Raw genomic sequence first — 15,086 nt, forward strand, 5'->3', positions numbered from 1 at the left:
AGAGAAAATAAACTCTACCTTTCTAACTATTTTATTTTTTCTTTTTTTTAGTTCTCCAAAACACTTTTGTCCAATACTGTTCCTTTAATTTTTACAGCCATTGTGGGACTATCACCAGCATTAGAAGTAACTGTTATGGTTTTTCTAATAGGTCCAACTCTTTTGGTATCATACTTTACTTCTATAACTCCAGTTTTACCAGGAGCGATAGGTCCTTCTGGTTTCTTAGGAATTGTACATCCGCAGCTAGAATATACCTTAGAGATGACTAGTGGCGCATTTCCTGTGTTTGTAAATTCAAATTGGCGAACACCATTACTTCCTTTAGCAATTTCGCCATAATCAATAATTTCAGTTTTAAATTTTATTTGGGCTTTGTCTTGAGCATTAATCGTAATACTCATAAGACCAACACATAAAATTAATATTAATTTTCTCATAGTGTAGGTTTTTATATGGTGTAAAAGTAACTACTTTTTATTCAAAAGCAAAACTTAACACAAACCATAAAATTGTTAAAAAAAAATCTTAATATGTATTTTATAAGTAATTATAAGGCTTAACAGTATCATTTACTCTATTTTTTTACAGCCATATAAAACATTATAATAGCATAAGGTTTTTAAAATTTCATCTCAATAACGTTATATATTCTTCACTTTAAATAATTACTTTTGCACTTCAAATTTCAAAAACCAGACCAAATATGACTTTAGCTGGAAAATACGATGCAAAATCGATAGAAGAAAAATGGTATTCTTATTGGATGGAAAATAGATATTTTCATTCAGAAGTAGATGAAAGAGAACCATATACTATAGTAATTCCTCCTCCAAATGTTACAGGAGTGTTACATATGGGTCATATGTTAAACAACACTATTCAAGATGTATTGATTAGAAGAGCTCGCCTCAAAGGATATAATGCTTGTTGGGTACCGGGAACTGACCATGCTTCTATAGCTACAGAAGCAAAAGTTGTTGCTAAGTTGAAAAGTGAGGGAATAAATAAAAATGACCTTACTAGAGAAGAGTTTTTAAAACATGCCTGGGATTGGACTCATAAACATGGCGGAATCATTCTGGAGCAATTGAAAAAACTGGGAGCCTCATGCGATTGGGATCGAACTGCGTTTACCATGGATGACAACCTGTCATCTTCTGTTATAAAAGTTTTTGTTGACCTGTACAACAAAGGACTGATCTATAGAGGATATCGAATGGTAAATTGGGATCCGGAAGCAAAAACAACTTTATCTGATGAAGAAGTTATTTATGAAGAAAAACAAGGAAACCTATATTACCTAAAATATAAAATAGAAGGAAGTAAAGATCATCTTGTCATAGCTACTACGCGACCAGAAACCATAATGGGGGATACAGCTATTTGTATCAACCCAAATGACGAACGGTTTACACATCTTAAAGGCAAAAAAGCTATTGTACCCATTGCGAATCGTACGATTCCTATTATCGAAGACGAATATGTTGATGTAGAGTTTGGTACAGGATGTCTTAAAGTTACCCCAGCCCACGATCCTAATGATAAAGTTCTTGGTGATAAACACAAATTAGAAGTTATAGATATCTTCAATGATGATGCTACTTTGAATTCGTATGGACTTCATTACGAAGGAAAAGATCGTTTTGTGGTAAGAAAAGAGATTGTAAAAGAGTTAGAAAGCATTGGAGCTTTAGAAAAAATAGAAACACATCTCAATAAAGTAGGTACCAGTGAGCGTACCAAAGCTGTGATAGAACCAAAATTAAGTGATCAATGGTTTCTTAAAATGGAAGGGTTGGCAAAGCCCGCTTTAGAAGCAGTGTTAGAAAAAGATGTGAATCTGGTTCCAGAAAAGTTTATCAATACCTATCGCCATTGGATGGAGAACGTAAGGGATTGGAATATTTCTAGACAGCTTTGGTGGGGGCATCAAATCCCTGCATATTTCTATGGTGATAAAAAAGAAGACTTTGTAGTAGCAGAGGGTAGGGAAGAGGCACTTAAGCTAGCAAAAGAGAAAACGGGTAACACTGACCTAACAGATGCCGATCTAACTCAAGACCCCGATGCATTAGATACTTGGTTTTCGTCATGGTTATGGCCAATGAGTGTGTTTAACGGGATTTTAGAGCCAGATAATCCAGAGATCAACTATTATTATCCTACAAACGATTTGGTTACCGCACCAGAGATTCTATTCTTCTGGGTGGCAAGAATGATCATTGCCGGATATGAGTATAGAAAAGAAAAACCATTTACTAATGTTTATCTTACAGGAATTGTTCGAGATAAACAAAGACGTAAAATGTCTAAATCTTTAGGGAATTCTCCTGATCCATTAGATCTTATAGATACATATGGAGCTGATGGGATAAGAGTAGGGATGTTATTGAGTTCTCCGGCAGGTAATGATTTGATGTTTGACGAAGATTTATGTAAACAAGGTAGCGCATTTGTAAATAAAATCTGGAATGCATTTCGATTGATCAAAGGTTGGGAGGTTGACGAAAGTATAGAGCAACCAGATGCGTCAAAAATAGCGATAGAATGGTATGCTTCAAAATTTCAGAAAGCATTGATAGAGCTTGAAGAAAATTATGAAAAGTATAGAATAAGCGACGCTTTGATGACCACTTATAAATTGATCTGGGATGATTTTTGTAGTTGGTTGTTGGAAATGATAAAACCGTCTTATGGAAGTCCGATCGATGCAAAAACATATGCTCAAGTAATTAGATTGCTAGAAGATAACCTCAAAATTTTACATCCTTTTGTGCCATTTATATCAGAAGAAATTTGGCAACAAATTTCAAAAAGGACAAAAGAAGAAGCGTTAATTGTTTCTCCTTGGCCTAAAACATCTTCTGTTGATGAAAATTTGATTAATGATTTTGAAATTGCGGCTGATGTTATCTCTGGAATTAGAACAATAAGAAAAGAAAAAAATATTTCATTTAAAGATACAATAGCATTATCGGTACTTAACAATGAAAAAATAGAGGCTACATTTGATAGTGTGATCAGTAAACTAGGAAATATAGCTGCATTGCAATATGTAGAAGAAAAAGTTGATGGCGCACTTTCTTTTAGAGTAAAGTCCAATGAATATTTTATCCCGGTTTCTGGAGCTATTAATGTAGAAGAAGAAATCAAAAAACTTACTTCAGAGCTGACTTATACCGAAGGTTTTCTTAAATCGGTTCAAAAGAAACTTCAAAATGAACGTTTTGTGAATAATGCACCAGAACAAGTAATTGCTAACGAAAGAAAGAAACAGGCTGATGCAGAAGCAAAAATTGCAACCTTGAAATCTAGTTTAGAAAGTTTGCAATAAACTTCTTTAAGTTTTACCAGTATTAAAATAGAGAAACCCCTAAAATTTTTTAGGGGTTTTTTACTGCTTATACATAAACAAAAAATATCTATGTCTATGATTTGTGTGTTAAACAGTCAACAGGTTTGAGTAATGGTTAAGATCTTTGCAACTAATTTTTAACATAGATTCGTTTAGTTATGATCTTAGAGATTGATTGGTTAAGCGTAATATAAGTGTGTGTAAGTTTTGATTAGTAGCTAACAATTTTAATTATAGATATATTCATGATAACAGAATAGTTATCGTAGGATCGATAAAAATTTAAATAACTATAGAAAATAGAGAGTTATTTATTTTTTGATAAAAATCAAATATGGATTTACTATTATTGAAGAGTTCATAAGGTTTAGGTTTATAGAGTATGTGTATTTAATAATATATTAAATGCAAAAGTAATTATGTTATTCTGTAAAAAAGTTAAATAAAAGTAAAGAAATCGCCTGAAAAATTTTTTTAACTTTTTTCAGAACTCCAATTTGTTGCTGATTAGGTAAGATTTTAATTATTCGGGATCAGTAATATGCTTATTTACAAGTTCTATATACTTTAATTTTGCTTCTCTTGGAGTAAGATTTTTGACTTGAAAAAGAGCATTAAGTTTAAAGGCATTTCGTAATTGATTATTCCCAGAAGGGGTATAAAAGCCATCTATATACGTTGCTTGTTTATAGTAAGCATAAAAGTAGAGCATAATATCCGGTGGCAAAATTATTGTTGTATTGCAAGCGCGTTTATATGCTTCTTCGAAGGCAATATTTAATTCTTCTTCGGTCATTTTTTTGCAAAAATGTTTAATATATAGTTTTGTGTCTAGATGGATGGATTATAAATGAATCCTACAAATTATTAATGTCGTTATAATTTAGCAATTATAGTTTCTCCTCCTCTTACTTTTTGATTTAGAGTAACATCTAATTTTGTGCCTACGGGTAAAAATATATCTACCCTAGAACCAAATTTAATAAATCCGCTATCAGACCCTTGTGATACTTGTTCTCCTTTTGTAGCATAATTTACAATTCTTTTGGCTAATGCACCTGCTATTTGTCTGTACAGTATTTCTATAAGACTGTTTTTTACAACTACAGTTGTTCTTTCGTTTTCTTCAGAAGCTTTTGGGTGCCATGCTACAAGATATTTTCCAGGATGATATTTGCTGAATGCAACTTCACCATTGATAGGGTGTCTGGTAACATGAACGTTTATAGGTGACATAAAAACCGAAACTTGTAATCTATTTTCCTTAAAATATTCCTTTTCATATACCTCTTCTATTACAACGACTTTTCCATCTACAGGAGCAACTACAGTTGTATCACTAACTTGTGTGTTTCTTTTGGGGTTTCTGAAAAATTGTAAAATTAAAGCCAGGAATACTAAGGTTGTTACAAATATGGAGATTTGTAATTCTTTACTTTGTAAAGCTACGTAGGAAGCAACATTGATACCTAGAAAAAGTACCAGTGTAATCGATATTATTTTAAATCCTTCTTTATGGAACATATTTTAAAATTTGTAAAAATGCATATAGAAATGGGCTTGCAAATATAACACTATCTAATCGATCGTAAATACCACCATGACCAGGCATTATAGTACCACTATCTTTAACTCCTGCTTGTCTTTTGAACTTGGATTGTATTAAATCACCAAGTGTACCAAAAATACTCATAATTATGCTTATAATCAACCAAATAGTTATTGATAAAGAATCTGATAGTATCGCTATTAGGTAGCCTGTAATCATAGAAAATATAAAACCACCGACAAAACCTTCAATAGTTTTTTTTGGGGAAATACGCTCTAATAGTTTATGTTTCCCGAAGTTTTTGCCTACTAGATATGCAAAAGTATCATTCGCCCATGTGATTAAAAATGCTCCTAAAATAATGTAAGGGTTATAGTCTCCATCATAATTAGGAATCAATGTTAAAAATACAATTGAAGATATAAGATAGAAAATACTAGTTCTATATTTTCTTTTTTCGAACATTGGTATAATTCTTATGGTAACCAAATCTTTTACTAAAAAGATCTCTGTAATGATCGTGAGAACCAATATAGGAAGAACCGCATAGAGATATAGCTCTTCATGGTATAGATTAAGAATTACAAAAAATAAGACAAAAATGATGTATAATCTTTTGTTTGTAAGGTGTATGAGTTTCTGGAATTCATAAATTGAAATTATTCCAAAAATGAAGAATACACCAACAAATGTATATCTTGAAACAAATATTGATACTAATAATATTGAGACGTATAAAAATCCCGATAGCCCCCTTGTAAGTAGTTCTTTCATATTATAAATCTTCGAGCAGGAGCAAATATAGATTTTTTGAACTACTTCCGTAACTTAAGAAATCCTTTTCTTTTTGTGGTTCAAAATCTTTTATAGTGGTTATGTTTGAAGGAATAGAATTTTTGTTTTTATTTTTAATCCCTTTTAATCCTTCGCTTATACTTTTAACTAGTTGACTTGTAGCCGCAAGAATGATAAAATTATCAGGTAACTCAATCAGTTTCTTTTCACGAAGTTGATTTGAAGAGATTAATATAGCACCACTATCTGCTATTAAATATTCACAAGTGGCAAAAAAGAAAGATGCAGATGAATTCTTTACATAATTCAGATTAAAATTTGAAAACTTTTTTTCTAAGGAAGTATCGAAGCAGCACACTTCTTTTTCATACCAATCATTTTCAAGAAGTATTTTATCAAAAGAATCCAGAACTTCGTCGTCATTGTCGCAATACAGAAATTTACCGCCATTTCTTTTAAAGTTCATCATAAAACTTTCATCAATTGGCAAATCGATTTCGGGCATATACTTGCTGCGATCATCTATATGTCGTTCATTACTCTTTTGGTCTGATTTAGATTTTGAGAAAAATAATTTTCTAAATAGACTCATATTTTATATTACGATTGGGATAATTACAATTTTTACAGTTAAATCCAAAGATAAAAAAAATCTTAACCTTATATTCTAATGAGGTTAAGATTTTTCTTATTACAAGTAAAAATAATACCTTAAGAGGGTTCTACTATTATTTCTTCCTCTTTTTTTCCAAAAGGACGTTCTCCAAAGATTTTCTCTAAATTGTCTTTAAAGATTACTTCTTTTTCTAATAGAACCTCTGCTAATTCGGTAAGTTTATCTTTATGTTTTTCTAATAAATCGATTGCTCTCTGATATTGTGTTTCTACAATATTAGATATCTCTTTATCGATTAATTCGCTTGTTTGTTCACTATATGGTTTTGTGAAATTATATTCACTCTGACCAGAAGAGTCATAATAGGTCAGGTTTCCTACTTTGTCATTTAAACCATAAATTGTGACCATTGCCCTAGCTTGTTTGGTTACTTTTTCAAGATCACTAAGGGCTCCAGTAGAAATCTCGTCAAATATTACTTTTTCTGCAGCTCTGCCTCCTAATGCAGCACACATTTCGTCTAGCATTTGGTTAGGTCTTACGATAAGTCTTTCTTCTGGTAGGTACCATGCAGCTCCTAGTGATTGACCTCTTGGAACAATTGTAACTTTTACTAGTGGAGCAGCATGCTCTAACATCCAACTTACAGTAGCATGACCTGCTTCATGAAACGCTATTGCTCTTTTTTCCTGAGGAGTAATTATTTTATTTTTCTTTTCTAATCCACCTACTATTCTATCTACAGCATCAAGAAAATCTTGTTTACCCACTGCTTTATTACCTTTTCTAGCTGCAATCAATGCGGCTTCATTACAAACATTAGCAATATCAGCGCCAGAAAAACCTGGCGTTTGCTTTGCTAAAAAGTCTGTGTCTAATTCATTTTCTACTTTTTTAAGAGGTTTTAAATGCACCTCAAATATCGCTTTACGCTCACGTATATCTGGTAAGTCTACATAAATTTGTCGATCAAATCTACCCGCACGCATAAGTGCTTTGTCTAATACGTCGGCTCTGTTGGTAGCAGCAATAACGATTACATTGGTGTTAGTACCAAAACCATCCATTTCTGTAAGAAGCTGGTTTAATGTATTTTCTCTTTCGTCATTAGAACCTGAGAAATTGCTTTTTCCTCGAGCACGACCTATAGCATCGATCTCATCTATAAAAATAATAGCAGGAGATTTTTCTTTTGCTTGTTTGAAAAGGTCTCTTACTCTAGAAGCACCTACTCCTACAAACATTTCTACAAAATCAGAACCAGATAGTGAAAAGAAAGGTACTTTTGCCTCTCCGGCAACGGCTTTTGCAAGTAAGGTTTTACCTGTACCCGGTGGTCCTACAAGTAAAGCACCTTTAGGAATTTTTCCTCCTAGTGAAGTGTATTTTTCAGGGTTTTTTAAGAAATCTACAATTTCTTGAACTTCTTCTTTGGCACCTTCAAGACCAGCAACATTTTCAAAAGAAACTTTTACATCAGTATTTTGATCAAATAATTTAGCTTTAGATTTTCCAATATTAAAAATTTGCCCTCCGGCACCTCCTCCGGCACCTCCACTCATTCTTCGCATGATGAATATCCATACTCCTATAATAAGCGCAAATGGTAATAAGGTAATAAAGATTTCTCCCCAGATATTATTTTCAGTATCATAATTTACTTGGGTGTCCAATCCTCGCTCTTTCTTTATCGTAGCGATTTTATTTTCAAAATTTTGAAGATCTCCAAATTCGAATTGATAATCGGGATCATTAGGACTTACAGGAAGAATAGATTTGCCTCTACTTTTCTTATGTTTTTCCAAGGCTTTTGCCTCACCAGTAAGAAAGACTTTGGCTTTTCTTCTATTGATAATTACTATTTTTTCAACTTCTCCATTACTTAAGAAATCTTGAAATTCTGAAGGAGAAGTGTTGGGAGCAGATCCTATACCACTACCACCCATAAAATTTAATACTAAAAAACCAATAATAATTACTGCATAAATCCAGTATGCGCTAAATTTTGGTTTCTTATTTGGTTCTGTTTTTCTATTGTCTTTCGCCATTTACGGTGTTCTTTTTAATAATTTGTTTCGATAACTGTTGTTTTTGCATCTCCCCAAAGGCCTTCTATATCATAGAATTCTCTGATATGTTTTTGAAAAACATGAACAACTACATGCACATAATCAATCAATACCCACTCGGCATTGTCACTACCTTCTACATGCCAGGGTTTATCTTTTAATTCTTTACTTACTGTTTTTTGAATAGAACTAACGATTGCGTTAACCTGTGTATTAGAGGTTCCATTACAGATGATGAAGTAATTACAAACTGTATTTTCAATGTCTCTAAGGTCTAGAATATTAATATCACTGCCTTTTACTTCTTCAATACCTTTTAATATTTGAGCAATTAATTGATCGTTACCGATTTCTTTTTTAGTCATGCACTTTTTTTAATTTGTGTAAAGTTATTACTTTTTATGATTTTAATGTCTGAATTAATACGACATTTGCAAAACTTTTACACCTAATATAATGCATATTATCAAAGTTGATGCCATTGCGTCTACAAATACTTTTTTAAGAGACCTGATTAGAGAAAAGAATTTTGCTGATCCTGTGTGTGTAATGGCAAAAGAACAACTCGCCGGAAAAGGCCAGATGGGTACAACATGGCAAAGTAATCCGGGCGAAAACCTTACATGTAGTGTGTTTATGAAGATAAATGGGATAGAATTAAATCATCAATTTTTTATTTCTATTGCTACATCGCTAGCGGTTTATGATGCACTTAATGCTTTTGTCGTCCCTAAATTATCCATAAAATGGCCAAACGACATTCTGTCAGATCGACAGAAAATTTGTGGTATTTTGATAGAAAATGTAGTAAAGAATGGCAGTTTGATTGGTGTTATTGTGGGTATTGGTCTTAATGTAAATCAAACTACTTTTAACAATCTTCCACAAGCAGGTTCTCTAAAACAAATACTGGGAAAACATTTTGAAATCGAAGAAATCTTGCAAACTATTTTAATAAACTTAGAATGTAGGTTTGAAGGATTAACAACTTCTAATTTTGATACGATAAAAAAACAATATGAAGATTTACTTTTTAGAAAAAATAAACCTTCTACATTTTTGGATATAGAAGGTGATTCTTTTGTTGGGATTATTCAAGCAATTACAAATGAAGGAAAACTTCAAGTACTTTTAGAAGACGAAATCATCTCAGATTTTGATTTAAAAGAAATTAAACTGCTCTACTAAAAAGAGTTATATTTTTGAAATATTCTCACTTAGTGTATTTATAAAATTTTGGATGGGATTTTTGATCATCATCGCCATCATTGCATTGAATTGTCCGTCAAATGTAAGCTTTGTAGTACTTTTTCCTCCTTCTGTATCATCAATATCAGCAGTCAAAGTAAAAGGAAGCTTTTCACTAGCTCCGCCTAAAACAACTTTATTAGGAGCAGTACTATCTTTTTGTTCAAGAACTAATTCTGGCATTCCTTTTAATTGAAAAAGAAATCTTGAATCATTTATTTTTTCAAACTTTTGTTTGCTTTCTGGCATGAGTTGCTCAAAGTTTTCAACTTTGGTTAAAAAATCAAATACATCTTGCGCCGTTTTATTAACTGTAACAGTAGGGCTTTCTAAATTCATAGTGCTTTTTAAAAATTATTTATTTATTCCACTCTGCAGGATTAATCCTCCAGGTTTGTAGTGTTTGCTGTTGATCTTTAGTTATATAATCGGTATCTAGAGCTTGTTCTAAAAGATTTTCGTAATTACTGAGCGTGTGAAGTGAAAGATTTTCGTTTTCAAAATTTTCTACAGCAATATCAAAACCGTAATTGAAGATAGCCACCATGCCTTTTACATTAGCATCTGATTCTTTCAAGGCTTTTACAGCGTTGAGGCTACTTTTACCTGTACTTATCAAATCTTCAACAACAACTACATTTTTTTTTGTAGGAACGATACCTTCGATTTGATTTTTTCTACCATGTTTTTTAGCTTCTGGCCTGACATAGATAAATGGCAAATTTAATTGTTGTGCAACCAACATACCTATACCAATTGCTCCGGTTGCTACTCCTGCAATAACATCTGGTTTTCCATATTCTTTCTGTATAAAATCAGAAAGATGTTTACTAAGAAAATTTCTTACTTCTGGAAAAGAAAGCGTAATACGGTTATCACAATAAATTGGAGATTTCCAACCTGATGCCCATGTAAAAGGTTCTTGCGGTTGTAATTTAATTGCATTAATTTGCAGCAGTAATTCAGCAGTCTTTTTTGCTGTATCTTTATCAAAAATCATAGTTGCAAATGTATAAAGTTTTTGTGAATAATACACCTATTATTCTGTCTACAAAAAAGACTATAGAAGGGTATGAGACTATTTCTGTAAAGGAAGTTGACTTTCCCATGATTATAAGAGATATTTTACAAAAAGAGTCTAAAAATGAAGAGGCAAAATATCACTTGTACAGTAAAACTGAAGAAAAGCTTCTTGAACATTTGTATACTAAATTACCGGTTGTGATTGCAGGAGGCGGAAAAGTATATAATGCAAATAAGCAGATATTATTTATTCGTCGTAATGGTAAATGGGATTTGCCTAAAGGTAAAGCAGAAAAAAAAGAAGACATGGAAACTGCTGCAATAAGAGAGGTAGAAGAAGAAACAGGTGTTAAAGGTTTAGAAATTACAAAATTTCTCTATAGAACATATCATGTTTTTAAACGTAATGGAGAATTTAGATTAAAAGTCACGTATTGGTTCGAAATGACAACAGATTACGATGGAGAGTTGATACCTCAGACAAATGAGGGGATAACCAAAGTAAAATGGAAAAATAAAAGGAAAGCTAAAAAAGCATTGTTAGATTCGTATGCAAATATTAGGCAATTATTTCCTTACGATTATTTATCTTAATTCTTTATGTAAACCTTTTTGAACTTATTCGATGATTGAGATCAAAAATCAGTTCTCTGCAAATACCTCATAGACTTTGCATCAAGGCTTTTTATTTCAAAATTCTAAAAACAGGGTATCTTAAATGTGCTTTTTCATAATGATCTGATTGTTTGTGTATCCAACCAAGTTGCGCATACCAATTATTAGCAAAAGCAGTATCTTTTTTCTTTTGTTCAAATTTTGATTTTAACTCAGTATTTTTATTCAACAACTCTAGTGCTTTGTCTTCCCATACATATGGAGAAAAACCTTCTTTTTGTTGTAAAATAGTATCAAAAAAGTTCCAATTAAAAAACGAATCGACAGCTTCTGGTTCTAAAACTTCAATTAAGTATCTAAAACCTTCTTGATCTGTTGGAACAATAATGTCTCCTTTCTTAAAAGTAATTTTATCATTTTTCTTACTTAAGGTTACATCATAATGTAAATAATGTCCTTCAAAAGGAGCATTTCGAGTCTTGTACTCTTCTATTTTGTAGGTCTCTACAGTAATTGTAGAATCATTTTTTAGCAAAGAAAATTCAATATCATTCTGCTTTAGCATCGTAATAATATTCCACCATCCTTTTGGGATCACATAAGCCTTGGGAACAGTAATTGCCTTTGAAGAAATACAATAATTTTGATAATTTACTTCTTTTACAAAAGGAGCATTTTGATTGTATTTTAATCGTTTTGCACCAGTGATTTTGCTATCAATAATGTTTCCTTCAAATCCTTTAAATTTAAACTTAGAAACCCGTGTTGTATCAATTTTCCATTGTATAGGATAGGTTTCAGAAGCAGCTTGAGATGCAAAAGCATTATTTCTTAATGTTCTAATCTTTGTACCGTCTTTCTCCACAACATCGATCATAGATTTTAAGAGTTCATAAGTGCCGGTTACTCTTTTTTTGTAAGGTTTTAGCATATGAGTTTCTACCATCAATCCCAATGTATTCCATAATGTTGTGTATCCTGTAGAATATCGAGGTGTGTCTATAAATTGACTCCATCCTTCGTCGGGTGTTGTACCCCATACGTTCACATAAGGCGTAATATCCCAATCCTTATTTTGTAGAGATGTTTCTAATTGAGGGCGTAGTTCACTATTTAAGTACTTTCCCAACTTACCACCAAGTTTATTATGTTGTGTGAGTAAGTGAGTAAGTGTGTATTGATAGTCTGCTCCATTGCTTACATGATTATCAATAAAAACATCTGGTTTTACAAGGTGAAAAATCTTTGCAAAAGTTTGAGCATTTTTGGTGTCGTTTTTTATAAAATCCCGATTCAAATCATAATTGCGTGAGTTTCCTCGAAAACCATATGCTGCCGGGCCATTTTGATTTGTGCGGGTACTTGAGTTTCTATTTAATGCTCCACCAATATTGTATATAGGTATAGTGACTAGAGTAGTTTGTGTCGGTACTTTGATTTTTTTCTGTACAATATCTCTAAAGAGCATCATAGTGGCATCTATTCCATCGCTCTCTCCGGGATGGATACCATTATTGATTAATATGATCCTTTTGTTTGCTCTTATTTGATCAAAATCAAACTCTTGATCAGGGTTTAATGTAACAATATGCAAAGGTAAACCACTATCTGTGATCCCTATATCTTTTATATCGATTGCATCAAATGTCTGTGCTAGATGTTGATAAAACGCAATGGTTTCTTCGTATGTTGAGGTTTTAGTACCTTCGCTTTTTTCAAAAGGAATTACAAAATTGTAGTCAGGAATATTGTTTTTTTTAGTTTGGGTACAGGAAATAAAACATAAAAAACTGATAATGAGTATGTATTTTTGCATATTGATTAATGTAAAGGCTAAATATACTAAGATTTTGAAATGTAAAATCTCCTATAACGTTTTAGTTTAACACAATATTTACATATCATGTCATTTTACTTGTTTGCCTGTAAAATAAGCTTATTTTTGCACCCTTTAAAAAAACCACTATCATGACAGAATTTGTTCAAAAGAGAGTTGCTAATGCTAAGAACGATATTTTATCAGGATTAACAGTAGCATTAGCTTTGGTGCCAGAAGCAGTAGCATTTGCTTTTGTAGCAGGAGTAGATCCTTTAGTAGGATTATATGCTGCTTTTATGATTGGACTGATTACTTCTATTTTTGGAGGAAGACCAGGAATGATCTCTGGAGCAACAGGTGCATTAGCTGTAGTAATGGTGCATCTGGTAGCAGAAGGTAATGAAATGGGAAGCCCGGAAGAAGGATTAGGGTTGTACTATCTTTTTGTAACAGTGATTCTCATGGGAATTATCCAAATGCTGGCTGGTGTTTTTAAACTAGGTAAATTTGTGCGTTTGATACCACATCCTGTTATGATGGGATTTGTAAATGGACTAGCAATTGTTATTTTTCTATCTCAGTTAGGAATGTTTAAAGAAGGGGTAAAAGATCTCTTTGGTAATGATAAATATGTAACGGCCTCTGTTGATAAAAAATTTGAAGTTCGAGAGGATAATATGGTCTATGATATATTTACAGGGCAAGCAATATTCGGTATTGAAGACAATAGATTCACGGATTTAGATACTAAAGAAGGAAGATATATAATTCATGACGATCAAGTATATGATCTGGAATCAAAAGAGGTAGTTTTTAATTTTGAGAAAAATATCATCTATAGTATTACAAAGAAAGGGAAAGAAAAGTCTTGGATAGCTACCAATGAGCTTTTGCTAATGCTAGGTTTGGTTTTATTGACAATGTTGATTATGTGGGGATTGCCAAAACTAACAAATAAATTACCAGAAGCATTGTTAGCGATATTAGTAGTGTCTGCAATCGTGATATTTGGGAAATTAGATGTATCTACTGTAGGTAGTTTTATTAAAGACGGAGGAGGAGAAGGTCTTAAAGGCGGGTTGCCACAATTTCAAATGAATATATTTTCTAGGATCCCAATGACCTGGGAAACATTAAAATTTATAGGACCTTATGCACTTATATTAGCAGCTATTGGGTTGATCGAATCCTTGATGACCTTAAATCTTGTTGACGAGTTAACAGAGACTAGAGGAAACTCTAATCGCGAATGCCTTGCGCAAGGTGGAGCAAATATCATTACAGGACTTTTTGGTGGTATGGGTGGTTGTGCTATGATTGGTCAATCTATTATTAATATTAAAGGGGGAGGGCGAACACGTCTATCCGGCATAGTTGCCGCAGTAACATTATTACTTTTTATATTATTTGGATCACAGTTGATAGAACAAGTACCTATTGCAGCATTGGTAGGTGTTATGTTTATGGTGGTAATAGGTACATTTGCCTGGTCTAGTTTTAGAATTTTGTCAAAAATTCCTTTGGCAGATGCTATTGTACTTATTATGGTTTCAGGATTAACAGTTGTTTTCGATTTAGCAGTAGCCGTAATCTCAGGAGTAATTATGTCTGCCTTGGTATTCGCTTGGGAAAATGCAAAACGTATTCGAGCCAGAAAACATATCAAAGAAGATGGTACCAAAGTATATGAAATATGGGGACCTCTTTTCTTTGGAAGTATTCAAGAGTTTAATAGTAAATTTGATATAGCAAATGATCCCGATAATGTAGAAATTGATTTTATAGAATCAAGAGTAAGCGATCATTCTGCACTAGAGGCAATCTTTAATTTGGTAGGAAAATACGAAGAAGTAGGTAAAAAAGTAAAAGTAAAACACCTTAGTGAAGAATGTCAGGTATTAATGATCAAAGCATCACCAAAATTGGCAAGTGTCATTGAGCATGACGTAGATGATCCCAGATATCATGTTATGGCTAAAGTGATGGAGTAAAAA

At 32.4% G+C, this 15,086-nt stretch carries 14 protein-coding genes; 4 read left to right on the top strand and 10 right to left on the bottom strand.

Annotated features, from left to right (window positions below):
* Positions 1-47 precede the first annotated feature (47 nt).
* The gene (locus FHK87_RS16715) at positions 48-440 is read right to left on the bottom strand and encodes a DUF1573 domain-containing protein (RefSeq protein WP_140594906.1); all 393 of its coding nucleotides are present in this window, start codon (positions 438-440) and stop codon (positions 48-50) included.
* Between the two features lie 266 nt (positions 441-706).
* Here FHK87_RS16715 and FHK87_RS16720 point away from each other — a divergent pair, with 266 nt between their 5' ends.
* Positions 707-3,337, top strand: a complete 2,631-nt coding sequence (locus tag FHK87_RS16720) for a valine--tRNA ligase (protein ID WP_140594907.1) — start codon at positions 707-709, stop codon at positions 3,335-3,337.
* 544 nt (positions 3,338-3,881) lie between these two features.
* Here FHK87_RS16720 and FHK87_RS16725 read toward each other — a convergent pair.
* The 6 genes from FHK87_RS16725 to rsfS form a co-directional block, all read right to left on the bottom strand.
* A complete protein-coding gene (locus tag FHK87_RS16725) occupies positions 3,882-4,154 on the bottom strand; it encodes an acyl-CoA-binding protein (protein WP_140594908.1) in 273 nt (90 codons plus the stop codon).
* An 80-nt stretch (positions 4,155-4,234) separates the two neighbouring features.
* Positions 4,235-4,882, bottom strand: a complete 648-nt coding sequence (locus FHK87_RS16730; RefSeq protein WP_140594909.1) for a phosphatidylserine decarboxylase family protein — start codon at positions 4,880-4,882, stop codon at positions 4,235-4,237.
* Entirely contained in the window at positions 4,872-5,681 is an 810-nt protein-coding gene (locus FHK87_RS16735; RefSeq protein WP_140594910.1) for a phosphatidate cytidylyltransferase, read from the bottom strand. Before FHK87_RS16735 ends, FHK87_RS16730 begins: the two co-directional genes overlap by 11 nt.
* 1 nt (position 5,682) lies before the next feature.
* Positions 5,683-6,294 (bottom strand): LUD domain-containing protein, encoded by a 612-nt coding sequence (locus tag FHK87_RS16740; RefSeq protein WP_140594911.1) that lies wholly within the window; start codon positions 6,292-6,294, stop codon positions 5,683-5,685.
* 119 nt (positions 6,295-6,413) lie between these two features.
* Positions 6,414-8,366, bottom strand: coding sequence for an ATP-dependent zinc metalloprotease FtsH (ftsH, locus tag FHK87_RS16745; RefSeq protein ID WP_140594912.1), 1,953 nt, complete (start codon positions 8,364-8,366; stop codon positions 6,414-6,416).
* Positions 8,367-8,380: 14 nt separating this feature from the next.
* Positions 8,381-8,752, bottom strand: a complete 372-nt coding sequence (gene rsfS, locus FHK87_RS16750; RefSeq protein ID WP_140594913.1) for a ribosome silencing factor — start codon at positions 8,750-8,752, stop codon at positions 8,381-8,383.
* Positions 8,753-8,843: 91 nt separating this feature from the next.
* Between rsfS and FHK87_RS16755 the strand changes: the two genes are divergently transcribed.
* Entirely contained in the window at positions 8,844-9,575 is a 732-nt protein-coding gene (locus tag FHK87_RS16755; protein WP_140594914.1) for a biotin--[acetyl-CoA-carboxylase] ligase, read from the top strand.
* A 6-nt stretch (positions 9,576-9,581) separates the two neighbouring features.
* Here the strand turns inward: FHK87_RS16755 and FHK87_RS16760 are convergent, their stop codons facing one another.
* Both FHK87_RS16760 and pyrE read right to left on the bottom strand, forming a co-directional pair.
* On the bottom strand, positions 9,582-9,974 hold the full coding sequence (locus FHK87_RS16760) for an SRPBCC family protein (RefSeq protein WP_140594915.1): 393 nt from the start codon (positions 9,972-9,974) through the stop codon (positions 9,582-9,584).
* Between the two features lie 19 nt (positions 9,975-9,993).
* The gene (pyrE, locus tag FHK87_RS16765; RefSeq protein ID WP_140594916.1) at positions 9,994-10,635 is read right to left on the bottom strand and encodes an orotate phosphoribosyltransferase; all 642 of its coding nucleotides are present in this window, start codon (positions 10,633-10,635) and stop codon (positions 9,994-9,996) included.
* Positions 10,636-10,643: 8 nt separating this feature from the next.
* Here pyrE and FHK87_RS16770 point away from each other — a divergent pair, with 8 nt between their 5' ends.
* The gene (locus FHK87_RS16770) at positions 10,644-11,252 is read left to right on the top strand and encodes an NUDIX hydrolase (RefSeq protein ID WP_140594917.1); all 609 of its coding nucleotides are present in this window, start codon (positions 10,644-10,646) and stop codon (positions 11,250-11,252) included.
* A 91-nt stretch (positions 11,253-11,343) separates the two neighbouring features.
* Here FHK87_RS16770 and FHK87_RS16775 read toward each other — a convergent pair whose 3' ends face one another.
* Positions 11,344-13,089 carry a M14 family metallopeptidase gene (locus FHK87_RS16775; RefSeq protein WP_140594918.1) on the bottom strand — a complete coding sequence of 582 codons (1,746 nt, stop codon included), beginning with the start codon at positions 13,087-13,089 and terminating at the stop codon, positions 11,344-11,346.
* 152 nt (positions 13,090-13,241) lie between these two features.
* Between FHK87_RS16775 and FHK87_RS16780 the strand changes: the two genes are divergently transcribed.
* Entirely contained in the window at positions 13,242-15,083 is a 1,842-nt protein-coding gene (locus FHK87_RS16780; RefSeq protein WP_140594919.1) for a SulP family inorganic anion transporter, read from the top strand.
* Positions 15,084-15,086: the final 3 nt, after the last annotated feature.

The sequence above is a fragment of the Aquimarina algicola genome, from assembly GCF_006443095.1.
GTDB classification, from domain to species: domain Bacteria; phylum Bacteroidota; class Bacteroidia; order Flavobacteriales; family Flavobacteriaceae; genus Aquimarina; species Aquimarina algicola.